A 24,025-nucleotide genomic window follows, 5' to 3' on the forward strand; every position below is an offset into this window, starting at 1 on the left:
GGGGCATCCCCGGCCAGGGTAATTCCAGCCTTCAGGTTTTTCAGAGCACCCCCCGATGAGCAGCAGCAACGACATCCGCGCCACTTTCCAGGGCTATTTCGCGCGCAATGGGCACCGGATCGTGGAGAGCAGCCCGCTCGTTCCCCGTAACGATCCGACGCTGATGTTCGCCAATTCGGGCATGGTGCAGTTCAAGAACGTCTTCACCGGCGCCGAGCGTCGCGACTATTCGACCGCGACCACGGCCCAGAAGTGCGTGCGCGCCGGCGGCAAGCACAACGACCTGGACAATGTCGGCTACACGGCGCGGCATCACACCTTCTTCGAGATGCTCGGGAATTTCTCCTTCGGGGATTACTTCAAGGAGCAGGCGATCACGCATGCCTGGGAGCTGCTGACCAAGGATTTCGGTCTGGCCAAGGACAAGCTCCTGGTCACCGTCTATTCCGAGGACGAGGACGCCGCCGCGCTCTGGCGCAAGATCGCCGGCCTGCCGGACAGCAAAATCATCCGCATCGCGACCGCCGACAACTTCTGGCGCATGGGCGATACCGGCCCCTGCGGCCCCTGCTCGGAAATTTTCTACGACCACGGCGACAAGATTCCCGGCGGCCCCCCCGGCAGCCCCGATGAGGACGGCGACCGCTTCATCGAGATCTGGAATCTCGTCTTCATGCAGTACCTCGAGGAGCCTGCCGGCACGCGCAACCCGCTGCCCCGCCCCTCGATCGACACGGGCATGGGCCTGGAGCGCTTCGCCGCCATCCTCCAGGGCAAGCACGACAACTACGACACCGACACCTTCCGCGCGATCATCCTGGAATCCGCCCATCTGACGGGCCAGGAGCCCGACGGCCCCTTCCGCGCCTCGCACCGCGTGGTGGCCGACCACCTGCGCGCCGGCTCCTTCCTGCTGGCCGACGGCGTGCTGCCCTCCAATGAGGGACGCGGCTACGTGCTGCGCCGCATCCTCCGCCGCGCCATGCGCCACGCCCATATGATGGGCACCAAGGAGCCCTTGCTGCACCGCCTCTTCCCGGTGCTGGAGCGGCAGATGGCCGCGGCCTATCCGGAGCTTTCGCGCGCCGCGGCCCTCATCACCGAGACCTTCAAGCTCGAGGAGAACCGCTTCCGCACGCTGCTGGATCGCGGCCTGGGCCTGCTGGAGGCCGAGAAGGCCAAGCTCGGCGACAAGGAGCCGCTGCCCGGTGACGTCGCCTTCCGCCTCTACGACACCTTCGGCTTCCCGCTCGACCTGACGCAGGACGCGCTGCGCGCCGAGGGCCGCGCCGTGGACGTGGCCGGCTTCGACGTCGCCATGGCCGAGCAGAAGAAGCGCGCCCGCGCCGCCTGGGCCGGCACCGGCGAGGCGGCGACCGAGACGCTCTGGTTCGACCTCAAGGAGAAGCTCGGGGCGAGCGAGTTCCTCGGCTATTCGACCGAATCCGCTGAGGGCACCATCGCGGCCATCGTGGCCGACGGCGCCTCGGTGAACAGCGTGGCCGCCGGACGCGACGTCGCGATCCTGCTCAACCAGACGCCCTTCTACGCCGAGAGCGGCGGCCAGCAGGGCGATGCGGGCGTGATCCGCGCGGGCAATGCCGTCATCCGCATCCGCGACACGCAGAAGAAGCTCGGCGACCTCTTCGTCCATCTCGGCAAGGTCGAGAGCGGCGACATCGAGGTCGGCCAGGCCGTGGTGACCGAGGTGGATCATGCGCGCCGCTCGGCCATCCGCTCGCACCACTCCGCGACCCATCTGCTGCACGAGGCGCTGCGCCGCCGGCTGGGGACGCATGTCGCGCAGAAGGGCTCGCTCGTCGCGCCCGACCGGCTGCGCTTCGACGTCAGCCAGCCCACCCCCATCGCCGCCGAGGACCTGGCCTGGGTCGAGGCCGAGGTGAATGCGCGCATCCGCGAGAACGCCGAGGTCACCACCCGCCTCATGACGCCCGACGCGGCCGTGGCCGAGGGCGCCATGGCGCTCTTCGGCGAGAAGTACGGCGAGGAGGTCCGCGTCGTCGCCATGGGGCATGACCCGGCCGCGACCGACCGGAAGGGCAACTACTCGATCGAGCTCTGCGGCGGCACGCATGTGAAGCGCACGGGCGATATCGGCATGTTCCGCCTCGTGGGCGAGGGCGCGGTCAGCGCCGGCGTCCGCCGCATCGAGGCGGTGACGGGCGAGACGGCCTATGCCGCGATGGAGGCCGAGAGCCGCCTGCTGCGCGAGGCCGCCGCCGTGATGAAGGTGGCCGCGGCCGACCTGCCGGCCCGCATCGCCATCCTCATCGAGGAGCGCCGCAAGCTGGAGCGCGACCTCTCCGAGACCCGCAAGAAGCTCGCCACCGGCGGCGCGGCGGCCGAGATCGAGACCATCGCCGGTCTGCGCCTGGCGCTGCGCGATCTCGGTGACATGCCGGGCAAGGAGCTCAAGGGCATCGCCGAGGCCATCCTGAAGGAGGGCTCGGCCGATGTGGTCGGGCTGGTCTCCTCGGCCGAGGGCAAGGCGAGCATCGTGGTCGGCGTGGGCGAGGTGGCCAAGGGCCGCGCCGATGCCGTGGCGCTGGTGCGCGCGGGCGCGGCGGCGGTCGGCGGCAAGGGCGGCGGCGGGCGGCCCGAGATGGCCCAGGCCGGCGGCCCCGACGGCGACAAGTCCGCCGAGGCGCTCGCGGCCATCCGGATCGCGCTCGCAACCGCCGGTTGAGCTTACGCGGCGAGTCCGTAAGCTAGGAGCCAGGTATGATCCGCCTGGCCCTCCTCCTCACCGGCGCGCAGGCGCTGCGTTCGCGCTGGCCCGCCCTCACCGGGGCGGGGATTCTGGCCTGCGCGCTTGGCCTGCTCATCCTGCTGGACACGAGCGACGGCGCCACGGTCGTGGCCACCCACGTCTTCGGCTATATCCTGGTGCTGAGCGGCGCGCTGGGGCTCTTCGGCATGCTCAGCCCCGAGATCCGCGCCAACCGGATGATCCTGATCCGGGCCAGCGGCATGCTCGCGCTGGGGCTGCTCATCGTCGACTTCCCCTGGGACAATCAGATCGGCAACAGTCTGCTCTTCGGGCTGGCCTTCCTGCTCGATGCGGTGCTGCGGATCGCCGGCGCCTGGGTGCTGCGCTTCCGCCGCTGGCCGCTGGCCATCGCGGGCGGGCTGGCGGAGCTGGCCCTGGCGGGGCTGGCCTTCGCCAATTGGCCCATCAGCTACCGCCTCACCGTGCCCTTCGGCATCGCGCTGCTGTTGCTGATGAACGGGACCACTCTGGCGCGGATGGGTCTCGCCCTGCGGCGGCTGCGGCCGGGCGCGTCGATCCTCGCCATCCCAGGCTTCGGGCCGCCCGGCTGGTACGAGCATCTGGGCGAGGCCCACGCGGCCGAACCGCCGGAGATGGCGGAGCGCCCGCCGCTGGTCGTGCGCATCTGGACTCCTACGGGCTCGGCCGAGATCGAGACGCGCCGCCCGGTGGTGGACCGCTACATCGCCGCGGTGGACAAGACGGGGAAGATCTCCAGCGGCCACGCCGTGCTGGATTTCGCGCCCCATCTCTATGTCAGCCACTACCCGGCCGAGGAGGTGGAGCGCCCGGCGAGCAGCTTCCTCAGCCAGCTGCGCGCCACCGCCGAGAACGACGTGCCCGGCCGCTTCCTGGAAAGCTACCGCTACGAGGTGGACACCTGGTTCCCCGCCGACGCACATATCGCCTTCCGCCGCTTCAATGCCGCGCAGCTCCTGCTCCACTGGCGGCATTACCGCCAGGACGACACCTACAACTTCACCCGCCGCAACTGCTCGGTGGCCGTGGCCGTGGCGTTGGATGCCGCGCTGGAGGGCATGGGCGCGGCCCGGCTGCCGCTCTGGCGGCGGCTGCCGGCGCTGCTGCTGAATCCCGACCTCTGGGTCGCGGCGACGCTGCGCCGGCGCGCCGAGGCGCTCACCTGGACCCCCATGCTGGTCTATGACTACGCCCGCGCGCTGCGCCGGGTCGTCGAGCCGCACCCGATGGGATGGACGGACCGGCTGCGGGGGGCCTGGGCCCGCTGGCAGCACCATCGCAAGGCCGAAAGCACCCCGTGAACCCTCCCTCCGGCTCCCTCCTGGCCCGCGCCGCCGTCATCGCGGTCGCGGCCATCTTCGGGCTGACTTACAGCCTGACCGCCCCGCTCATCGCGCTCGACCTCGCCGAGCGCGGGCTGGGCGAGACGGCGATCGGGCTCAACGCGGCGATGCATGCCATCGGCGTGCTGATCACGGCGCCGCTCCTGCCGCGCCTCGTGGCGCGCTTCGGCGCGAGATCGATGGTGATCGGCGCGCTGCTGCTCTCGGCGGTGGTGGTGGCGCTTTTCCCCGCGATGCCGCTGATCTGGCTGTGGTTCCCGCTGCGCCTGCTGCTGGGCTGCGCGGCCGAGACGCTCTTCGTGCTTTCCGAGACCTGGATCAACCATCTCTCCGCCGAGGAGAGCCGGGCGCGCGCCATGGCGACCTATACGGCCGCGCTCTCGCTGGGCTTCGCGGCGGGGCCGCTGATCCTCGCCGTGACCGGCACGCAGGGGGCGCTGCCCTATGTGATCGGCGCGGCGCTGGTGCTCTGCGCCATCCCGCTGGTGGCGACGAAGCGCGTCGCCGCGCCGCATTTCGGCGAGGCGCCGACGGCGAGCCCGCTCACCTATCTGCGCCTCGCCCCCGTCGCCATCGCGGCCACGGTGCTGAATGCGGGCGTGGAGACGGCGGGAATGTCCTTCCTCGCCCTCTACGCCATGGGCGCGGGCTGGCCGGAGGCCGAGGCGCCCACGCTCATCACGGCGCTGATGGTGGGCGCGATCCTGCTGCAGCTCCCCATCGGCTGGCTCGGCGACCGGATGGACCGGCAGCGGCTGGTGCTGGGCCTCGCCGCGGTGGCCGCCCTGGGGGCGCTGGCCTGGCCCTTCGTGCTGCACGACCCGATCCTGGCCTATGCGACGCTCTTCATCTGGGGCGGGGCCTTCGTGGGCATCTACACCATCATGCTGACGCTGGTGGGCAGCCGGTTCCGGGGGACGGATCTGGTCGGCATCTATGCGGTGATGGGGCTGGCCTGGGGCGTAGGCGCGCTGCTCGGCCCGACGATGGCGGGCGCGGCGATGGGCGTCACGACGCATGGCCTGCCCATCTTCGCGGCCCTGGCCTGCGCGGCCTTCTGCGGCTTCCTGGTGCTGCGGCCGAAAAGCGAGGTCTAAAGCCGCGCCAGATCGGTGGGCTGAACCCGCGGCGCGGACGGCGCCTCGGGGCGGATCGCTTCGAGCAGCGCCGTCATCGGCTCGTCGAATCGCGCGCCGGAGACGAGGTTCGCGGTGAGGGCGATTCCCATCACCAGGATGATGGCGGCCAGAGTGTCCCAACGCATGTCGATCTCCCTCGCTGTCGCGCGAGATGATGCAACGCCCAAGTCTCTTGGGAATCACGACTCAGAAAAGCCGGATTTTGTAAGGCTGGTACTGGTGCGTCGGCGAGGGGAGCGATGAACCCGGCGGAGCATACGGCGAAGGCCGGTAACCGAGCACGTAGCCAGGCCGGAGCAGGCCGCATTGGGCTTTCTGACCCCAGATCCCGTCCTCGCGAGGGCGGGAGCTTTTGCATTCTAGCGAGGCATACTGCAGGCTCTTTGCAATCATGAAACTCCTCCCGTTGGCGCGGAGTGCGTCCATTATTTCCGTGAGCCTGCTGCTGACCGGCTGCTCGGACTGCAACATTCTCTCGTCGAGAATGCCGACTCATTGTCAGGTGGGCCTCGGTGCCGCGGCCATCCTGACGGCGCCCGTCACGATTCCGTACGTCCTGGCCGAAGAGGCCTTGTCGCGGCCGGTCGCCCCGACACGCCCGGCCGCGTCGGGGAGCTCCGGGGACCGAAAATTGAGGATGAATCGAGTGAAGCCGCTTCACTAATCGCGCCCGTCCTCCTCGCGAGGGCGGGCGTTTTTCGTTGTGGGTAGAGCCGGTATCAAGCCCGGCCTCTCAGCTCTTCCCCGACCATCCAGGCGGCGAGCACACCTTCGCGTGGAAATGATCCCGCTCGCCCATGGCGACCTCCGCGAACCCGTCGATCGCGCGCATGACCTCCCCGGCGGCGGACATCCTGACGCAGGCGTCTCGGGCTCGACGGAGATACGCCATCGCGGCGGCTACGGTGGAGGCGGGGAGGATGCGCCTGCGGTGGACCATGGCCCAGCATGCGACGGGAACGGACTAAGGAATGAGATGAACGGATTTTGCACGGAATGGGCCGCAAGTTCACGATTCAAACTGGGCGGCGGCGTCCGGCTGGCCGGCCCCAAAAGGGGAAATTATTGGGGAGAATCAAGGGAACCGGTGGTGGGCGCTACAGGGATTGAACCTGTGACCCCTTCCGTGTCAGGGAAGTGCTCTCCCGCTGAGCTAAGCGCCCGCCGGTTCGCGACCATCTAGCGAAGTCACGCAGGTGCCACAAGCCCACCCCCGCCACCTTTGATCATCCTTGCACGAGACCCGCCCGGTGCATGAGCGCCGTGATCTTCTCGCGCTCGCTGCGCCAGAGCGCTTCGGCCTCCTCGGGCCCGGCGCTGACGGGATCGTTGCCGCTCTCCTCGATGCGCTCGCGCAGGCGCGGATCGACGATCGCGGCCGCGAAAGCCTGGGACAGCCGGCGGCGGATGGGCATGGGCGTGCCCGGTGGCGAGAAGATCATGATCCAGGTCGAGAGCTCGTAGCCCGGCACGATCTCGCCGAGGGTGGGCACGCCGGGCAGGTTGGGGCGGCGGGCGGCGCCGGTCGTCGCGATCACCCGGCCGCGCTCGCCGCGTAGCACGGGCGAGAAGCTGCTCTCGCTGATGATGCAGGAATCGATTCTCCCTCCCGCCACCTCGCGCGCCGCATCGGCCCCGCCGCGGAAGGGCACGTGCTCCAGCCGCACATCGGCGAGGGATTGCAGCATCTCGCCCATCAGATGCGCGACATGGGCGACGCCGGGCGTGCCGAAGGTCACCTCGCCCGGGCGGCGTCTCGCCTCGGCGAGATAGGCGCGCAGGTCGTCGCCGGGAAAGCCCGCCTTGATGCCGAGGATATAGGGGGCGGCCGTGATCTGCGCGCAGATGGGCATGGCGGCGTAGTCGAAGGTCAGGCTGCGATTGGCCAGCGGGCCGGTGATGGAGGTCGCGCCCTCCAGCAGCAAAGTGTGCCCGTCGGGCGCGGCCTGGGCGACGAAGCTGGCGCCGATCGAGCCCGCCGCGCCGGTGCGGTTCTCGATGATGAAGGGTTGGCCGAGATTCTCGGTCACCCTCTGCTGCAGGATGCGCGCCACCGTGTCGGCCACGCCGCCGGCGGAGTAGGGGACGATGAGCCGCACCGGACGGTCCTGCAGGCTCTGGGCGGAGACGATGGCGGGCGCCCAAAGGGGCGCGGCGAGCAGGGCGCGGCGAAGCATGGCCATTCCTCCTTGTATCGTTTTCGCCAGGAGAGCGCCGGCGCGCGGCCCTGTCCAGCCTCGGCGCGGCGGCGGGCCCGCCCTGTCCTTCGGCATGCCAGAATGATTGCGGGGAGTTGCCGTTCCGTAATATGGAACGGCGGTCGGAGGGGCGGCAAAACGCGGCCCCATGACGAGTATTGCGATCTCCTCCCTTGACCTGAGTCCCTACGGGCCAGGAAACTTGCTCTTCGACCGCCATGAGGATGTATTTCCGATGAAACGCCGTGACCTCTTCGCGGGCGCTGCCGCCGCGAGCCTGGCTGGCCCCGCGCTCGCCCAGCCGACGCAGAACCGCGTGCTCAAATTCGTCCCGCAGGCGAATCTGACCAGCTTGGACCCGATCTGGACGACGGCGAACGTCACCCGCAACCACGGGCACATGATCTACGACACGCTCTACGGCGTGAATTCCCGCTTCGAGACCTCGCCGCAGATGGCGGCCGGGCATGTGCTGGAGGATGGCGGCAAGATCGTCATCATCACGCTGCGCGACGGGCTGAAGTTCCATGACGGCGAGGCCGTGCGCGCGCAGGACGTGGTGCCCAGCCTCGCGCGCTGGATGCGCCGCAACCCGATGGGCCAGAAGCTGGGCAGCCTAGTGGACGCGCTCGAGGTCGTGGACGACAAGCGCCTGCGCTTCAAGCTCAAGCGGCCTTTCCCGCTGCTGTTCATGGCGCTGGCTCAGGTCTCCAACAGCCCGGCCTTCATCATGCCCGAGCGGGTGGCGCGCACGGACGCCTTCACCCAGATCCGCGAGACGATCGGCAGCGGTCCCTTCGCCTTCAAGGCCGATGAATTCAACTCCGGCAGCCGCGTCGTCTACACGCGCTTCGCCGATTACGTGCCCACCTCCGGCGGCACGACGAGCCTGACGGCCGGCCCCAAGGTCGCGAATTTCGACCGCGTGGAGTGGAACATCATCACCGATGCGGCGACCTCCGCTGCGGCGCTGCAGACCGGCGAGATCGACTGGTACGAGCAGCCGCCGCCGGAGATCCAGCAGCTCCTGCGGCGCAACCGCAACGTCAAGATCGAGGCGATCGATCCGCTGCCGCTGTCGGGCATCCTGCGCTTCAACCACCTGCATCCGCCCTTCAACGACAAGAAGCTGCGCCAGGCGATCCTGCCCGCCATCGTCCAGGCCGACTTCATGGCCGCCGTGGTGGGCGACGAGCCGCAGAACTACGACGCGAATGCCGGCATCTTCACGCCCGGCACGCCGCTGGCCTCGGATGCCGGCATGTCCGTGCTGAGCGGTCCGCGCAGCCTCGACCGCGCGAAGGAGCTCATGCGCGCGGCCGGCTATACCAACCAGCCCATGCGCCTGATCGGCCCGACCGACATCCTGGCGCCTTCCGCCATGACGCAGGTGGGCGCCGATCTGGTGCGCCGCCTCGGCTTCAACGCCGACATCGTGCTGACCGACTGGGGCACCACCGTTCAGCGCCGGACCTCGCGCGAGCCGGTGGAGCGGGGCGGGTGGAGCATGCTCCTCACCTCCTTCTCGTCCTTCGACTTCGTCAATCCGGCGGCGCATTTCCCGCTGCGCGGAAACGGCACGGACGCCTGGTTCGGCTGGCCGAGCGTGCCGCGGCTGGAGGAACTGCGCGACAGCTGGTTCGAGGCCCCCGACCTCGCCACCGAGCAGAGCATCGCGCGCGAGATGCAGACGGTCGCGCTCGACGAACTGCCCTATATTCCCGTGGGCGCGTACAAGTCCCTGACGGCGCTGCGCTCGAACCTGGTGGATCGCGTGTCCGGCCTCGCCCTGTTCTGGGGCCTCCGGCGCGGGTGAGCCGAGGGGGGGCTTCCGTCCCCCGAGCTTCGCGCCGCAAGGTGGTTCTGACGGCCAGGAGGCGTAAGCCTCCTGGCGCACCGACAAGGGGCGCCAGCCCCTCATTTCGATTGGAAGAAAAGATGTTCCCACGGCGCGGCGTATTGGCGGCAACAGCGGCGGGCGTGAGCGCCCCCAGCGTCGTGGGCGCGCAGGGCAGTGTCGCCCGAACGCTGCGCGTGATCCCGCAGTCCAACCTCACCAGCCTCGACCCGGTCTGGACCACGGCCGTCGTCACGCGCAACCACGCCTTCCTGGTCTTCGACCAGATCTGCGCGCAGGACGCCAAGGGCGAGATCAAGCCGCAGATGGCGGAGGGCTGGCTGCTCTCCGACGACCGCCTGACGCTCACCTTCACCCTGCGCGAGGGCCTCGTCTTCCATGACGGCCAGAAGGTCACGTCCAAGGACGTGGTCGCCTCCATCAAGCGCTGGGCGCGCCGCGATCCCTTCATGCAGGTGCTCCAGCCCGCCGTCGCCGAGGTCGAGGCGATGGACGATCGCCGCTTCCGCTTCCGCCTGCATCGCCCCGTGCCGCTGCTGCTCCAGGCGCTCGGCCAGACGCAGTTCCCCTGCTTCGTCATGCCCGAGCGCATCGCGAGCACCGACGCCTTCACCCAGATTCGCGAGGCCGTCGGCAGCGGCCCGTTCCGCTTCGTCGCCAATGAATGGAATCCGGGACAGAGCGCGATCTGGGCCAAGCATGACGGCTACGTGCCGCGGCAGGAGCCGGTGGACGGCCTCGCCGGCGGTCGCGCCCCGCGCATCGACCGCGTGCAGTGGACCATCATCTCCGATCCCGCGACCAGCGCCAGCGCCATGACCCAGGGCGAGCAGGATTACTGGGAATACCCGCTGCACGACCTGCTGCCGGTCCTGCGCCGCTCGCGCGACCTGGTGGTCGAGCAGCGCCTGCTGGAAGGCACCTATGGCGTCGCGCGCTTCAACACGCTGCAGCCGCCCTTCAACAACCCCGCCATCCGCCGCGCCGTCGCCATGGCGGTGGACCAGCGCGACTATCTGACCGCCGTCGCCGGGACCGATCCGCGCGGCTGGGGCGTGTGCGAGGGCGTCTTCACCTGCGACACGCCGCTGGCCAACGAGGTCGGCAGCGAGATCCTCAAGACGCACAGCATCGAGCGCGCCAGGGCCGCGCTGCGCGAGGCCGGCTACGCCAATGAGAAGGTCGTGCTGATCACGCCCAGCGACTATCCGCAGATCAACGCGCTCTCGCTGGTGACGGCCGACCTGCTGCAGCGCATCGGCATGAACGTCGAGGTCATCTCGGCCGATTGGGGCACGCTGATCCAGCGCCGCGCCAGCAAGGAGCCGGTGGAGCGGGGAGGGTGGAGCGTCGTGCACACCACCTCCTCGGGCGCGTCGCTGACCATGCCGGTCTTCCACCTCTTCCTGCGCGCGAACGGCGCCAATGCCTGGTTCGGCTGGCCCGACGACGCCGAGATCGAGCGGCTGCGCGGCGCCTGGGTGGATGCGCCCGATGCCGCTGCCGGCCGCGTCGTCGCCGAGCAGCTCAATCGCCGCGCCATGGAGGTCATGTCCTACGTCCCGCTCGGCTATTACTGGCAGCCGAGCGCCTGGCGGAAGAATCTCACCGGCGTCTTCCGCGCGCCGGCGACGGTGTTCTGGAACATCGGCAAGAGCTGATCTTCCAGCCTCGGGCCGGCTGACGACTTATTGTGTCTCGCACCATTTTCGGGGAGGGCGGTCCGGTTTAGACGACCGCCTTCTGGAATTTGGTAAAGGCACTCACTGATGAAAATCTCCCGCAGGGCAACCCTGGGCGGCGCGGCGGCGATGCTCAGCGCGCCGGGCGTCGCCTCGGCGCAGGTGGCGGCACGCACGCTGCGCTTCATCCCGCAGACGAATCTCGCCAGCCTCGATCCGGTCTGGAGCACGGCGACGATCGTGCGCAACCACGGGCTGATGATCTATGATCTGCTTTACGCCCTGGGCTCCGACTATCAGGTGCGCCCGCAGATGGCGCAGGGCCAGGAGATCAGCGCCGACGGCCTGACCTGGAACATCCGCCTGCGCGAGGGCCTGAAGTTCCACGACAACGAGCCGGTCCGCGCGCGCGACTGCGTGGCCTCCATCCTGCGCTGGTCCAAGCGCGACGTGATGGGCAGCCGGCTGCAGACGCTCGCCGACGAGATCTCGGCGCCGGACGACCGCACCATCCGCATCCGCCTGAACAAGCCCTGGCCCGGCCTGTCCTGGGCGCTGGGCAAGCCCTCGGCGAATATCTGCGCGATCATGCCCGAGCGCGTGGCGCAGACCGATCCCTTCACGCAGATCACCGACCCCATCGGCAGCGGCCCCTTCCGCTTCCGCCGCGACCTGTTCCGCCCCGGCGATATCGCGGTCTATGAGCGCTTCGAGGGCTATGTCTCCCGCCAGGAGCCCACGGACTACCTGGCCGGCGGCAAGCCGGTGCATTTCGACCGCGTCGAGTGGCGCATCATGCCCGACCCCTCGACGGCCGGCGCCGCGCTGCAGAACAACGAGGCCGACTGGCTCGAGGCCCCGCTGGCCGATCTGCTGCCGCTGCTGCGCCGCCGCCGCGACATCGAGATCGGCGTCGTGAATCCGGCCGGCAATATGGGCGTGCTGCGCTTCAACTTCCTGCATGAGCCCTTCAACGACGTGGCGGTGCGCCGCTCGCTGCTGCAGGCCGTCCAGCAGCGCGACTTCATGGATGCGGCGATCGGCACGGATCCCAGCCTCTCGGTCGTGCCCACGGGCGTCTTCACCCCCGGCACGCCGCTGGCCAATGACGCGGGGCTCGAAGTCCTGTCGGGGCCGCGGAGCCTGGAGGGCGCGCGTGCCGCTCTGCGCGCCTCGTCCTATGCCGGACAGCGCGTCGCGATGATGTCGGCCAGCGATGTGCCGATCATCCAGAATCTGTCTGAGGTCGCCGCCGACCTGATGCGCCGCGTCGGCTTCAACGTCGATTTCTCGGCGATGGACTGGGGCTCGCAGATCCAGCGCCGCACCAATCGCGGAAGCGTGGATCAGGGCGGGTGGAGCGCCTTCTGCACCACCTGGGAAGGTCTCGACGTGTCGGTGCCCGGCAGCCATCAGCCCCTGCGCGGCAATGGCGCGCAGGCCTGGTCCGGCTGGCCGACCATCCCGCGCCTGGAAGCCTTGCGCGAGCAGTGGTTCGACGCGGCCGACCAGACGGCGGCGCGTGGGATCGCCCAGGAAATCCAGCGCGTGGCCTGGGAGGAGGTGCCCTTCATCCCGCTCGGTCTCGTCCGGCCGCCGCAGGCGTGGCGCAAGAGCATCACGGGCATCGTCCGGGGTGGTTCGGCGCTGTTCTGGGGCGTCCGCCGGGCCTGAGCGCCCGGACTGGCACGGCGCGTGCAATGCACGCGCCGGGTCCTTGTTGCAGCGCGGTGGCGCTGGCTTGTTGCCCAACGGTAGTGCAGGCTCAGCCCAACACGGCGGCAGGCCGGGGCAACAGGGAGATTTGCTGATGAAGCGTAGAAGCCTTTTTCAGGCGGGTATCGCGGCTACCGCGGCGGGTGCCGGGCTTGCGGGTCCCGCGCTCAGCCAAGGGGCGGCCGCGCGCACCCTGCGCTTCGTCCCGCAGGCAAATCTCGCCAATTTCGACCCGATCTGGGGCACGCAATACGTCGTGCGCAATGCCTCCGCCGCGGTGTGGGACACGCTCTACGGCGTCAACGACAAGCTCGAGCCGCATCCGCAGATGTGCGAGGGCCACAACGTCTCGCAGGACGGCCTGACCTGGAATTTCCGGCTTCGCCCTGGACTGAAGTTCCACGACGGTGAGCCGGTGCTGGCCAAGGACGTTGTCGCCTCCATCACGCGCTGGATGCCGCGCGACCCGATGGGCCAGATGATCCGGGCCATCCAGCAGGAACTCGTCGCGGTGGACGACCGCAATTTCCGCTGGGTGCTGACGGCGCCCTATCCGAAGCTGATCTACGCCCTGGGCAAGACGAACACGCCCATCCTCTTCATCATGCCCGAGCGCATCGCGCGCACCGATCCCTTCACGCAGATCACCGAATATATCGGTTCCGGCCCGATGCGCTTCGTGCGCAACGAATGGGTGCCGGGCGCCAAGGCGGTCTTCCAGAAGTTCGACCAGTACGTGCCGCGCGACGAGCCGGCGAGCTGGCTCGCCGGCGGCAAGCGCGTGATGGTCGACCGCCTCGAATGGACGGTGATGCCCGATCCGGCGACGGCCTCGGCCGCGCTCCAGAACGGCGAGGTCGATTGGTGGGAGAATCCCATCACGGACCTCATTCCCGTCCTGCGCCGCAACCGCAACATCATGGTCGATATCGCCGATCCGCTCGGCAATATCGGCTCCTTCCGGATGAACCACCTGCATCCGCCCTTCAATTCCAAGAAGGTGCGACAGGCCGTCCTCGCGGCGATGAGCCAGGAGGACTACATGCGCGCCCTGGTAGGCGACGACGCCGATCTGTGGAAGCCGCTGCCGGGCTTCTTCACGCCGGGTACGTCCGGCTATTCCGAGGCGGGCGGCGATATCCTGAAGGGGCCGCGCAACATGGATCTGGCCAAGCGGTTGCTGCAGGAAGGCGGATACCGCAACGAGCCGGTCGTCTGCGTCGTGGCGCAGGACCAGCCCATCACCAAGGCGATGGGCGACGTGACGGCGGATCTGCTGAAGCGCATGGGCATGAACGTGGATTTCGTCGCGACCGACTGGGGCACGACGGGCCAGCGGCGCGCCATGAAGAATCCGCCGAACCAGGGCGGCTGGAGCATGTTCCACAGCTGGCATGCGGGCGCCGACTGCGTGAATCCGGCCGCCTACAACGCCGTCCGCGCCAATGGCCAGGGCGCCTGGTTCGGCTGGCCGGACGTGCCTGCGGTGGAGCAGGGCGTCACCGAGTGGTTCGCCGCGCCCGATGCGACCGCGGAGAAGGCCGCCATCGACAAAATCAATCGCGAGGCCATCGACAACGTCGTTTATGCGCCAACCGGCTTCTTTCTGGGCTACCAAGCTTGGCGCCGCAATGTTAGCGGCATCGTCAAGGGCCCATTGCCCTTCTTCTGGGGTGTTTCCAAATCGTGACAGCGCTGGTTTAAGGCAGACCTATGTGGGCTTACGCAATAAGACGTGTTCTCGCGACGATTCCCGTCATGGCGATCGTTGCACTCTTTGTCTTCTCGCTCCTGTATCTCGCGCCGGGTGACCCGGCCGCGGTGATCGCGGGCGATCAGGCGACACCGGCCGATGTGGAGCGCATACGCGAATCCCTCGGGCTGGATCGTCCCTATCTCGTGCGCTTCGGCGCATGGGCATGGGACATCGCGCGGGGTGACCTGGGCACTTCCATCTTCACCAACCTGCCGGTCAGTACCATGATCCAGCAGCGCATCGAGCCGACGCTCTCGCTGATGGCCGTGACGCTGCTCCTGGCCGTTTCGATCGCCGTCCCGATGGGCGTGGTCGCGGCCTGGCGGCAGGGGACCTCGGTGGATCGCGCGGTGATGGCCTTCGCGGTGCTCGGCTTCTCCGTGCCGGTCTTCGTGGTGGGCTACCTGCTCGCCTATATCTTCGCGCTGGAACTCGATTGGCTGCCCGTGCAGGGCTACACGCCCATCAGCAACGGTCTCTTCCCCTGGCTTGAGAACCTCATCTTGCCCGCCGTCGCGCTCGGCGGCGTCTACATCGCGCTGATCGCGCGCATCACCCGCGCCTCCATGCTCGAGGTCCTGAGCCAGGATTACGTCCGCACCGCGCGCGCCAAGGGCGCGGGGCAGCCCTCGATCCTGTTCGTGCATGCCTTGAAGAACGCGGCCGTGCCCATCGTCACGATCATCGGCATCGGCTTCGCCGGGCTGATCGGCGGCGCGGTGGTGACGGAGAGCGTCTTCGCGATCCCCGGCCTCGGCCGTCTCACCGTCGATGCCATTCTCCGGCGTGACTACCCCGTCATCCAGGGCGTGATCCTCCTCTTCAGCTTCGTCTATGTCGTGGTGAACCTGTTGGTCGATCTCAGCTACACCCTCTTTGATCCGAGGATCCGGTATTGAGCGCCTCCACCCTCCCTTCAGGGATCGAGCTTCCCCCGGGCCTCGCCGTCGCTCCGACGCAGCCCGACATCCTCTCCAACGTGAAGCCGCGGCGCGGCGTCATCGGCTTCCTGCGACGCTACCCCACCATCGCGATCGGTGGCGGGCTGCTGATCGTCATGCTCTCCATCGCGATCTTCGCGCCCTTGCTGTGGACCGTGGATCCCACGGCCCTGGCGCCGGCGCGGCGCACGCGTGAGCCTTCGGCGATGTACTGGTTCGGCACGGACATGCTGGGCCGCGACGTCTATTCGCGCGTCCTCTACGGCGCGCGCGTGTCGCTGCTGGTCGGCTTCTCCGTGGCGTTCTGCGCCTCGATCGTCGGCCTGGCCATCGGCCTGCTTTCGGGCTTCAACCGCCTGGCCGACAGCATCATCATGCGCATCATGGATGGCATGATGAGCATTCCCTCGATCCTGCTGGCCATCGCGCTGATGGCGCTGACCCGCGGCTCGGTGCAGAACGTCATCCTGGCGATCACCATCGCCGAGATTCCGCGCGTCTCGCGCCTCGTGCGCGGCGTGGTGCTGAGCCTGCGCGAGCAGCCCTATGTCGAAGCGGCGGTGGCCTCCGGCACGCCGACCTTCTCCATCGTCTTCAAGCACATCCTGCCCAATACCCTGGCGCCGATCACCGTGCAGGCGACCTTCATCTGCGCGGCGGCGATGATCACCGAGGCCATCCTCTCCTTCATCGGAGCGGGCACGCCGCCGATCATCCCCTCCTGGGGCAACATCATGGCCGAGGGCCGCGCCCTCTGGCAGGTGAAGCCCTATATCGTGTTTTTCCCGGCGATTTTCCTCTCGATCACGGTGCTTGCGGTCAACCTGCTGGGTGACGGCCTTCGCGACGCCATCGATCCCCGACTGGCGAAGAAGCTCTGATGGACAACCGGGAAATCCTCCTGGAGGTGGACAACCTCCAGACGCACTTCCGTACCATGGACGGCGTCAACCGCGCGGTGGATGGCGTGTCGTTCCATGTCCGTTCGGGCGAGACGCTGGCCATCGTGGGCGAGAGCGGTTGCGGCAAGTCCGTCACCGCCATGTCCATCCTGCGCCTCATCCCCGAGCCTCCGGGCAAGATGGCCGGCGCCATCCGCTTCCAGGGCCGCGATCTGCTGAAGCTCTCCGACAAGGAGATGCGGCGCATCCGCGGCAACGAGATCAGCATGATCTTCCAGGAGCCGATGACCTCGCTCAACCCGGTGCTCACCAACGGGCGCCAGATCGGCGAGACGCTGCGGCTGCACCAGGGCCTGTCCAAGCAGAAAGCCGAGGAGCGCGCGGTGGAGATGCTGCGCCTCGTGGGCATCCCCGAGCCGGGGCGGCGCGTGCGCGAATATCCGCACCAGCTCTCGGGCGGCATGCGCCAGCGCGTGATGATCGCCATCGCGCTTGCCTGCAATCCGAAGCTGCTCATCGCCGACGAGCCGACCACCGCGCTCGACGTGACGATCCAGGCGCAGATCCTGGATTTGATGCGCGACCTCAAGAACACCGTGGGCGCGGCCATCGTGCTCATCACCCATGATCTCGGCGTCGTGGCCGAGGTCGCGGAGCGGGTGGTCGTGATGTATGCGGGCCGCAAGGTGGAGGAGGCGCCCGTCGCCGATCTCTTCCGCAACCCGCGCCATCCCTACACCCAGGGCTTGCTGGGCTCGGTGCCGACGCTCGGGTCCTCGCTGACCGGGCAGACCACCCGCCTGGTCGAGATCCCCGGCCTCGTGCCGAGCCTCAAGCAGAAGATCCCGGGCTGCGTCTTCGCGACGCGCTGCCCGAAGGTCACCGATGTCTGCCGCGCCTATGCTCCGGCGCTGCAGGAGAAGGCGCCGGCGCATATCGCCGCCTGCCATTACGCGCCCGTCGAGCCCTCCGTCAGCGGCGCGGTGGCCGCATGACCACCGAACTGAACCGGAGCTCCCGATGAGCGGTCAGCGTATCCTCGAGGTCTCGGACCTCAAGAAGCACTTCCCCATCCGCGGCGGCCTGATGGGCGGCACGGTCGGCAATGTCTATGCGGTGGACGGCGTGTCCTTCCACATCAACAAGGGCGAGACGCTCTCCCTGGTCGGTGAGTCGGGCTGCGGCAAGTCCACCGTGGGCAAGTCGGTCCTGCGCCTCTTCCCGCTGACCTCGGGACAGGTGGTCCTGAACAACCAGCGCATCGACGACATGCCGGCCGCCTCGCTGCGTCCGATCCGCAAGCAGATCCAGGTGGTGTTCCAGGATCCCTTCTCCTCGCTCAACCCGCGCATGCGGGTGCGCGACATCCTGGCCGAACCGATCAAGAACTTCGGCCTCGCCAAGACGAGGGCGGATATCGACGAGCGCATCGGCCAGCTCATGGACAAGGTGCGGCTGCCGCGCGACGCGGTGAACCGCTGGCCGCATGAGTTCTCCGGCGGCCAGCGCCAGCGCATCTGCATCGCCCGCGCGCTCGCGGCCGAACCCGATGTGATCGTCTGCGACGAGGCGGTCTCCGCGCTCGACGTGTCGGTGAAGGCGCAGATCGTGAACCTCCTGCAGGACCTGCAGGAGGAGCTCGGCCTGGCCATGCTCTTCATCAGCCACGATCTGGCGATCGTCGAGCACATGACGCATCGCGTGGCGGTGATGTATCTCGGCAAGATCGTCGAGCTCGCGGACCGCAAGCAGCTCTTCGGCCAGCCGCGCCATCCCTATACCGAGGCGCTTCTCTCGGCCGTGCCGGTGCCCGTCCCCGGCGCGGTGCGCGAGCGCGTCGTGCTGACGGGCGACGTGCCCAGCCCGATCCGTCCGCCGCCGGGCTGCCGCTTCCACACGCGCTGCCCCTATGCCTTCGACCGCTGCCGCAAGGACGAGCCCGTCCTGCGCGACGTCGGGGAAGGGCATTTCTCGGCCTGCCATCTGAACGACGGTGCGGTGGCGGACAACCCGCTGCTGAACAAGCTGCCGCCGACGGCGTTCCGCACGGAAGCGGCCTGAGGCGCCGATGTCCGGGCAACGCGTGACCTTTGTTGCCCGGGCGCCGCGCGGCGCCTTCGGGCGCTTCTGCAAATGGCTCTTCATCGGCTTCAACCTGCTGATGCTGACCCTGGCGCTCGCCAATTGCGCCGTCGTCTTCCCTTATGTCGGGTCCGAGGACCCGGATGTGGCGATGGGGGCGGGCATGTTCGGCGCGCTCCTGGCCTTCGGGATCTGGAGCATCTGGCCGATCGGGGCGCTGGTGCTCGGCATCCTCGCCCTCGTCACGCGGGGGCGGCGGCTGACCATGGAGCAGGTGCTTCCGCCTTCATAATGGCCGCCTTCGTAATGCCCGCCTTCGCAATGCTTGACGACGGGAGCCCGGGGCGCGACCCTTGAGGCACACGGTTGAAAAACACGGGGAGTAGTGCGCGATGCCGCAAGTGACGCTGAGTGTGAACGGGAAGTCGCACACCGTCGACATCGAGGGGCGCACCCTCCTGGTCGAATTGCTGCGCGAGAAGCTTCGCCTGACCGGCACCCATGTGGGCTGCGACACCAGCCAGTGCGGCGCCTGCGTGGTGCATATCGACGGCGAGAGCGTGAAGTCCTGCACCACCCTGGCGGTGATGTGCGAGGGGGCGTCGGTGACCACCATCGAGGGGCTGGCCAAGTCCGACGGCACGCTGCATCCGATGCAGGAGGCCTTCCGCGAATATCATGCGCTCCAGTGCGGTTTCTGCACGCCGGGCATGGTGATGTCGGCGGTGGACCTGGTGCAGAAGCATCCCGAGGGGCTGACCGAGGCGGAAATCCGCGAGGGCCTCGAGGGCAATCTCTGCCGCTGCACGGGCTATCACAACATCGTGAAGGCGATCGCCGCCGCTGCCGATGTGATGCACGGCAAGCGCGAAACGATCGCCGCCGCGGCGCAGTAAGCGGTCAGGGGGCGAGCCCCCTGGACCCTTCGCTCGTCGGAGATGCAGGAACCTGAGGTTCTTGCCGGGTTGCTCGGGGGGGCAAGACCCCTCGAAGAACAAGTGGCGCAAAGTCACGTTCTACAGGGGAAGAAAGCCATGAACGCAGTCCTGCCGTTCGAAGGCATCGGCGCCAGCGTGAAGCGCAAGGAGGACCTGCGCTTCCTTTCCGGCCGCGGCCAATATGTCGACGACATCAACCGCCCCGGCCAGGCCCATGCCTGGATCCTCCGCAGCCAGTATGCGCATGCGCGCATCAAGGCGATCGATACCGCCGCGGCGTCGAAGATGCCCGGCGTCGTCGCGATCTATACCAGCGCCGACATGACGGCGCTCGGCGGCATTCCCTGCGGCTGGCAGATCCACAACAAGGACGGCACGCCCATGGCGGAGCCGAAGCATCCGGTCCTCGCCGAAGGCAAGGTGCGTCATGTGGGCGACCCCATCGCCGTCATCATCGCCGAGACGCGCAGCCAGGCGCGCGATGCCGGCGAGGCGATCGTGCTGGACGTGGAGGCGCTGCCCGCCGTGACCGGCACCACCGCCGCGCTGGCCGGCGCCGCGCCGCGCGTGCATGACGATGTGGCCGGCAACCTCTGCTACGACTGGCATATCGGCGACAAGGCCGTGACCGACGCCGCCTTCGCCCAGGCCGCGCATCACGTGGTCTTCGAAACGACGAACAATCGCCTCGTCCCGAACGCCATGGAGCCGCGCAGCGCGGTCGGCGATTACGACACGACGACGGGCGAGCACACGCTCTTCACCACCAGCCAGAACCCGCACGTCATCCGCCTGCTGATGGGCGCCTTCGTGCTGAACATCCCCGAGAGCAAGCTGCGCGTGGTGGCGCCCGATGTGGGCGGCGGCTTCGGCAGCAAGATCTATCACTATGCCGAGGAGGCCATCGTCACCTGGGCCGCCGCGAAGCTGGGCCGCGCGGTGAAGTGGACGGCCGATCGCACCGAGGCCTTCATGTCCGACGCCCATGGTCGCGACCATGTCTCTCGCGCGGAGCTGGCGCTGGACAAGGACGGCACCTTCCTCGGCCTGCGCGTGCACACCCAGGCCAATATGGGCGCCTATCTCTCGACCTTCGCGCCCTGCGTGCCGACCTATCTCTACGCGACGCTGCTGGCCGGCGTGTATGCGACGCCCGCCATCTATGCCGAGGTGAAGGCCGTCTTCACCCACACGGTGCCGGTGGATGCCTATCGCGGGGCAGGGCGCCCGGAGGCGACCTATCTGCTGGAGCGGCTGGTCGATGTCGCGGCCAGGCAGTGCGGCTTCGACAAGGTGGAACTGCGCCGGCGCAACTTCATCGCCACCGACGCCTTCCCCTACCAGACGCCGGTCGCGCTGGAATATGACAGCGGCGACTACTTCTCCACGCTCAACCAGGCGCTGGAAACCTCGGGCTGGGCCGGCTTCGAGGCGCGGCGCGCGGAATCGGCAAGCCGGGGAAAGCTGCGCGGCATCGGCATCTCGACCTATCTGGAGGCCTGCGGCATCGCGCCCTCGGCCGTGGTCGGCTCGCTCGGGGCGCGGGCGGGGCTCTACGAGGTCGGCACCATCCGCGTGCATCCCACCGGCAGCATCACGGTGCTCACCGGCTCGCACAGCCACGGGCAGGGGCATGAGACCACCTTCGCCCAGCTCGTCTGCGACAAGCTCGGCGTGCCGGTCGCGCAGGTGGACATCGTGCATGGCGACACGGCCAAGGTGCCCTTCGGCATGGGCACCTATGGCAGCCGCTCGCTGGCCGTCGGCGGCTCGGCCATGGACAAGGCGATGGACAAGATCATCGCCAAGGGCAAGCGCATCGCGGCCCATCTGATGGAAGCCTCCGTCGACGACATCGAGTTCGAGCGCGGCACCTTCCGCGTGGCCGGAACCGACAAGACCAAGGCCCTGGCCGAGATCAGCCTCGCCGCCTACGTCCCGCACAACTTCCCGCATGACGAGCTGGAGCCGGGGCTGGAGGAGACCGCCTTCTACGATCCCAAGAACTTCACCTATCCCGGCGGCTGCCACATCGCCGAGGTGGAGATCGAGAAGGAGACGGGCAAGGTCACCCTGCTCAACTTCACCGCCGTGGACGACGTGGGCCGGGTGGTGAATCCCATGATCGTCGAGGGCCAGGTCCAGGGCGGCGTGGCCCAGGGCGTGGGCCAGGCGCTGCTCGAGAACTGCGTCTATGACGATGCGGGCCAGCTCATCAGCGCCTCGATGATGGACTACACCATGCCCCGCGCCGACGACCTCGCCCCGGTCAGCGTCGCGACCCATACCACGCTCTGCACGCACAACCCGCTGGGCGTGAAGGGCTGCGGCGAGGTGGGCGCCATCGGCTCGCCGCCGGCCGTCATCAACGCCGTCGTGGACGCGCTGCGCGATTACGGCGTGGAACATGTCGAGATGCCGGCGACAGCGCCCAAGATCTGGTCCATCATCCACGGCAGCACGCACTGAGGAGCTCTCAGCATGTACGACTTCACCTACGCCAAGCCCTCCTCCGTCGCCGATGCCGCCAAGATCCTGGCGGCCGACCCGGATGCGAAGTTCATCTCCGGCGGGCAGACCCTGCTGCCCGCGCTCAAGCACCGGCTGAACAAGCCCACGACCGTCGTCGACGTCTCCGGCATTGCCGAGATGCGCGGCATCCGCCGCGAGGGGAACACCCTTGTGATCGGCGCGCTCATGAAGCATGTCGAGGTCGAGAACAGCGCCGAGGTGAAGGCCGCCATCCCGGCCCTGGCCGAGATGGCCGCCAATATCGGCGACACCCAGGTGCGCAACCGCGGCACGCTCGGCGGTTCCGTCTCGAACAACGATCCGGCGGCGGATTACCCGGCGGCGGTGCTCGCGCTGGGCGCCACCATCGTGACCAGCAAGCGCGAGATCGCGGCCGACGACTTCTTCCAGGGCATGTTCACCACGGCGCTCGAGGTCGACGAGCTTCTGGTGGCGATCAAGTTCCCGATCCCCGAGAAGGCCGGCTACGCCAAGATGCGCAATCCGGCGAGCCGCTACGTCATGGCCGGCGCCTTCGTCGCCAAGGGGCCGATGGGCCTGCGCGTCGCGATCAACGGCGCGGGGCCCTGCGTCTTCCGTCAGGAGGCGATGGAGGCGGCGCTGTCGTCGAACTGGTCGGTCGAGGCGGTGGGCGGCGTGAAGCAGGATGCCGGCGGCATGAACGGCGACATCCACGGCAGCGCCGAATATCGCGCCCATCTCGTGACCGTGATGGCCAAGCGCGCGGTCGCCGCCGCGGGCTAACGCCCCGGCGCGTCGCGCAGCAGCGCCTCGGCGCGGTCGCGCAGGTCGGTCTGGATCTCGCGGTTGCAGGCGATCGCGTCGTGATCGGCGGCGCGCGCCGTGGCCCCGAGCCAGTAGCCATGCCAGATGGCGATGCGCTGCATCTCGGCCTCGGGCCGGCGAAGATCGCGCTGCTGGCTCGCCATGCGGCCGAAATACCCCTCCCAGCGCAGGCCGCAGTGGCGCAGCATTCCGTTCACCTCGGCCATGGCGCGGATCCGCTGGGCCTCCTCGGCACCCAGGCTCTGGGCCAGCGGTATGGCGAGCACGGCCCGCGTGTCCGGCTCGCTGGCCGGCGCGGCCGCCCGGCGGGTCGAGCATCCGGCCAGAAGCACGACTGCCAGAAGTGGGACGGCCAGAAGTGGGACGGGGAGGGCCGTGAGGATTTTCCGCATGCGCGATGCTTGCGCGCCGGTGAAACCGCGGCAAGCATCCGGCCCATGGAACTCGATCACCCCGGCGTCATCGCCGAAGCCCGCGCCGTTTTCGACCGCTATGAAGAGGCGCTGATGAACAACCGCCCCGAGGTGCTCGACAGCATCTTCTGGGGCGACGCGCGCACCGTGCGCTTCGGAATCACGGAGATTCTCTACGGCATCGACGCCATCCGCGCCTTTCGCGGCAGCGTGAAGGCCTATGCCCAACGGACGCAGCGCAAGGTGCACATCACCTCCTTCGGGCAGGACTTCGCCTGCACCCATCTGGAATACGAGCGAATCGGCACCGGGCTGATCGGCCGCGAGACGAAGATCATGGCGCGCCTGCCGGAGCTCGGCTGGCGGGTGGTCTCGGCGCATGTCTCGCTTCTCGCCGGCCAGGATCCGGGCCGCACATGAGCGCGCAGGACATGGCCTCCCAGGTTTCCACCTCCGGCGAGCGCAAGCGGCTCGCCATCATCGGCGGTGGCGTCGTGGGGCCTGCGTGGCCCTCGCGGCCCAGCGCGACGGCTTCGACGTCACCCTCATCGAGCCGGAGACGCCGGGCGGCGAGCAGGCGGCCAGCTACGGCAATGGCTGCTGGTTCAGCCCTTCCAGCACGGTTCCGCCGGCCCTGCCGGGACTGTGGAAGAAGGTGCCGAAATTCCTGATGGACCCCCTGGGTCCGCTGGCGATCCGCTGGTCCTATTTCCCCAAGGTCGCGCCCTGGCTGGTGCGCTATCTTCTCTCGGGCTGGACCGAGGAGAAGGTGCTCAAGACCGGCCACGCCCTGCGCGCCCTGGTCGCCGGCGCGCCGGAGCTGCATGCGGCCCTCGCCGAGGAGGCCGGCGTCGGCCATCTCGTGGAGCGGCGCGGCCTGCTCTACGTCTTCCCCAGCCGGGCCAATTTCGAGGCCGAGGCGCTCGCCTGGCGAATCCGCGCCAAGACCGGCGTGAAGTGGCTGGAGAT

20 protein-coding genes and 1 tRNA gene are annotated in these 24,025 nt (G+C 68.6%); 17 read left to right on the forward strand and 4 right to left on the reverse strand.

Annotated features, from left to right (window positions below; all coding sequences use genetic code 11):
* Positions 1–55 precede the first annotated feature (55 nt).
* Genes alaS through ACO057_RS14270 form a run of 3 tightly spaced genes read left to right on the forward strand, consistent with a single transcriptional unit; the run spans position 56 to position 5,210 of the window.
* The gene (alaS, locus tag ACO057_RS14260; protein ID WP_421992827.1) at positions 56–2,707 is read left to right on the forward strand and encodes an alanine--tRNA ligase; all 2,652 of its coding nucleotides are present in this window, start codon (positions 56–58) and stop codon (positions 2,705–2,707) included.
* A gap of 35 nt (positions 2,708–2,742) precedes the next feature.
* A complete protein-coding gene (locus tag ACO057_RS14265; RefSeq protein ID WP_421992829.1) occupies positions 2,743–4,071 on the forward strand; it encodes an HdeD family acid-resistance protein in 1,329 nt (442 codons plus the stop codon).
* Entirely contained in the window at positions 4,068–5,210 is a 1,143-nt protein-coding gene (locus tag ACO057_RS14270) for an MFS transporter (RefSeq protein WP_421992831.1), read from the forward strand. The genes ACO057_RS14265 and ACO057_RS14270 overlap by 4 nt, the downstream gene beginning before the upstream one ends.
* Here the strand turns inward: ACO057_RS14270 and ACO057_RS14275 are convergent.
* The 3 genes from ACO057_RS14275 to ACO057_RS14285 all read right to left on the reverse strand — a co-directional run bounded on the left by ACO057_RS14275 (position 5,207) and on the right by ACO057_RS14285 (position 7,429).
* On the reverse strand, positions 5,207–5,377 hold the full coding sequence (locus tag ACO057_RS14275) for a hypothetical protein (RefSeq protein WP_421992833.1): 171 nt from the start codon (positions 5,375–5,377) through the stop codon (positions 5,207–5,209). The genes ACO057_RS14270 and ACO057_RS14275 overlap by 4 nt on opposite strands.
* 963 nt (positions 5,378–6,340) lie before the next feature.
* Positions 6,341–6,415: transfer RNA gene (locus tag ACO057_RS14280), tRNA-Val, on the reverse strand.
* A 63-nt stretch (positions 6,416–6,478) separates the two neighbouring features.
* Positions 6,479–7,429 carry a Bug family tripartite tricarboxylate transporter substrate binding protein gene (locus ACO057_RS14285; RefSeq protein ID WP_421992835.1) on the reverse strand — a complete coding sequence of 317 codons (951 nt, stop codon included), beginning with the start codon at positions 7,427–7,429 and terminating at the stop codon, positions 6,479–6,481.
* A 256-nt stretch (positions 7,430–7,685) separates the two neighbouring features.
* On the opposite strand from ACO057_RS14285, the gene ACO057_RS14290 reads away from it, so the two are divergent.
* The 12 genes from ACO057_RS14290 to ACO057_RS14345 all read left to right on the forward strand — a co-directional run bounded on the left by ACO057_RS14290 (position 7,686) and on the right by ACO057_RS14345 (position 22,601).
* Positions 7,686–9,266, forward strand: coding sequence for an ABC transporter substrate-binding protein (locus ACO057_RS14290; protein ID WP_421992837.1), 1,581 nt, complete (start codon positions 7,686–7,688; stop codon positions 9,264–9,266).
* Between the two features lie 164 nt (positions 9,267–9,430).
* The gene (locus ACO057_RS14295; RefSeq protein WP_421992839.1) at positions 9,431–10,969 is read left to right on the forward strand and encodes an ABC transporter substrate-binding protein; all 1,539 of its coding nucleotides are present in this window, start codon (positions 9,431–9,433) and stop codon (positions 10,967–10,969) included.
* A gap of 114 nt (positions 10,970–11,083) precedes the next feature.
* Positions 11,084–12,664 (forward strand): ABC transporter substrate-binding protein, encoded by a 1,581-nt coding sequence (locus tag ACO057_RS14300; RefSeq protein WP_421992877.1) that lies wholly within the window; start codon positions 11,084–11,086, stop codon positions 12,662–12,664.
* Positions 12,665–12,800: 136 nt separating this feature from the next.
* Entirely contained in the window at positions 12,801–14,396 is a 1,596-nt protein-coding gene (locus tag ACO057_RS14305; RefSeq protein ID WP_421992841.1) for an ABC transporter substrate-binding protein, read from the forward strand.
* 23 nt (positions 14,397–14,419) lie between these two features.
* Entirely contained in the window at positions 14,420–15,361 is a 942-nt protein-coding gene (locus ACO057_RS14310; protein WP_421992843.1) for an ABC transporter permease, read from the forward strand.
* Positions 15,358–16,284, forward strand: coding sequence for an ABC transporter permease (locus ACO057_RS14315; RefSeq protein WP_421992845.1), 927 nt, complete (start codon positions 15,358–15,360; stop codon positions 16,282–16,284). Before ACO057_RS14310 ends, ACO057_RS14315 begins: the two co-directional genes overlap by 4 nt.
* On the forward strand, positions 16,284–17,300 hold the full coding sequence (locus tag ACO057_RS14320) for an ABC transporter ATP-binding protein (RefSeq protein ID WP_421992847.1): 1,017 nt from the start codon (positions 16,284–16,286) through the stop codon (positions 17,298–17,300). Before ACO057_RS14315 ends, ACO057_RS14320 begins: the two co-directional genes overlap by 1 nt.
* Positions 17,301–17,325: 25 nt before the next feature.
* Complete coding sequence (locus tag ACO057_RS14325) at positions 17,326–18,366, forward strand: ABC transporter ATP-binding protein (RefSeq protein ID WP_421992849.1); 1,041 nt, start codon at positions 17,326–17,328, stop codon at positions 18,364–18,366.
* 22 nt (positions 18,367–18,388) lie between these two features.
* Entirely contained in the window at positions 18,389–18,679 is a 291-nt protein-coding gene (locus ACO057_RS14330; protein WP_421992851.1) for a hypothetical protein, read from the forward strand.
* A gap of 100 nt (positions 18,680–18,779) precedes the next feature.
* On the forward strand, positions 18,780–19,283 hold the full coding sequence (locus ACO057_RS14335) for a (2Fe-2S)-binding protein (RefSeq protein WP_421992853.1): 504 nt from the start codon (positions 18,780–18,782) through the stop codon (positions 19,281–19,283).
* Positions 19,284–19,421: 138 nt separating this feature from the next.
* Positions 19,422–21,794, forward strand: a complete 2,373-nt coding sequence (locus tag ACO057_RS14340; RefSeq protein WP_421992855.1) for a xanthine dehydrogenase family protein molybdopterin-binding subunit — start codon at positions 19,422–19,424, stop codon at positions 21,792–21,794.
* A 12-nt stretch (positions 21,795–21,806) separates the two neighbouring features.
* Positions 21,807–22,601 (forward strand): FAD binding domain-containing protein, encoded by a 795-nt coding sequence (locus ACO057_RS14345; protein ID WP_421992857.1) that lies wholly within the window; start codon positions 21,807–21,809, stop codon positions 22,599–22,601.
* Here the strand turns inward: ACO057_RS14345 and ACO057_RS14350 are convergent.
* Positions 22,598–23,035, reverse strand: a complete 438-nt coding sequence (locus ACO057_RS14350; protein WP_421992859.1) for a hypothetical protein — start codon at positions 23,033–23,035, stop codon at positions 22,598–22,600. The genes ACO057_RS14345 and ACO057_RS14350 overlap by 4 nt on opposite strands.
* A 45-nt stretch (positions 23,036–23,080) precedes the next feature.
* Between ACO057_RS14350 and ACO057_RS14355 the strand changes: the two genes are divergently transcribed.
* Together ACO057_RS14355 and ACO057_RS14360 are read left to right on the forward strand one after the other, a co-directional pair.
* Positions 23,081–23,476 carry an AtzH-like domain-containing protein gene (locus ACO057_RS14355; RefSeq protein WP_421992861.1) on the forward strand — a complete coding sequence of 132 codons (396 nt, stop codon included), beginning with the start codon at positions 23,081–23,083 and terminating at the stop codon, positions 23,474–23,476.
* An 85-nt stretch (positions 23,477–23,561) separates the two neighbouring features.
* Positions 23,562–24,025 (forward strand): FAD-dependent oxidoreductase (locus ACO057_RS14360; protein ID WP_421992863.1); only part of this gene is annotated, 464 nt, incomplete at its 3' end.

Source organism: Roseococcus sp. (assembly GCF_965227005.1).
Classification (GTDB): domain Bacteria; phylum Pseudomonadota; class Alphaproteobacteria; order Acetobacterales; family Acetobacteraceae; genus Roseococcus.

Excerpts from the sequence above, each read along its gene's own strand:
- alaS (WP_421992827.1), top strand. The coding sequence starts at position 56 with ATGAGCAGCAGCAACGACATCCGCGCCACTTTCCAGGGCTATTTCGCG.
- ACO057_RS14265 (WP_421992829.1), top strand. The coding sequence starts at position 2,743 with ATGATCCGCCTGGCCCTCCTCCTCACCGGCGCGCAGGCGCTGCGTTCG.
- ACO057_RS14275 (WP_421992833.1), bottom strand. The coding sequence starts at position 5,377 with ATGCGTTGGGACACTCTGGCCGCCATCATCCTGGTGATGGGAATCGCC.
- ACO057_RS14285 (WP_421992835.1), bottom strand. The coding sequence starts at position 7,429 with ATGCTTCGCCGCGCCCTGCTCGCCGCGCCCCTTTGGGCGCCCGCCATC.
- ACO057_RS14290 (WP_421992837.1), top strand. The coding sequence starts at position 7,686 with ATGAAACGCCGTGACCTCTTCGCGGGCGCTGCCGCCGCGAGCCTGGCT.
- ACO057_RS14305 (WP_421992841.1), top strand. The coding sequence starts at position 12,801 with ATGAAGCGTAGAAGCCTTTTTCAGGCGGGTATCGCGGCTACCGCGGCG.
- ACO057_RS14310 (WP_421992843.1), top strand. The coding sequence starts at position 14,420 with ATGTGGGCTTACGCAATAAGACGTGTTCTCGCGACGATTCCCGTCATG.
- ACO057_RS14320 (WP_421992847.1), top strand. The coding sequence starts at position 16,284 with ATGGACAACCGGGAAATCCTCCTGGAGGTGGACAACCTCCAGACGCAC.
- ACO057_RS14325 (WP_421992849.1), top strand. The coding sequence starts at position 17,326 with ATGAGCGGTCAGCGTATCCTCGAGGTCTCGGACCTCAAGAAGCACTTC.
- ACO057_RS14335 (WP_421992853.1), top strand. The coding sequence starts at position 18,780 with ATGCCGCAAGTGACGCTGAGTGTGAACGGGAAGTCGCACACCGTCGAC.
- ACO057_RS14340 (WP_421992855.1), top strand. The coding sequence starts at position 19,422 with ATGAACGCAGTCCTGCCGTTCGAAGGCATCGGCGCCAGCGTGAAGCGC.
- ACO057_RS14345 (WP_421992857.1), top strand. The coding sequence starts at position 21,807 with ATGTACGACTTCACCTACGCCAAGCCCTCCTCCGTCGCCGATGCCGCC.
- ACO057_RS14350 (WP_421992859.1), bottom strand. The coding sequence starts at position 23,035 with ATGCGGAAAATCCTCACGGCCCTCCCCGTCCCACTTCTGGCCGTCCCA.
- ACO057_RS14355 (WP_421992861.1), top strand. The coding sequence starts at position 23,081 with ATGGAACTCGATCACCCCGGCGTCATCGCCGAAGCCCGCGCCGTTTTC.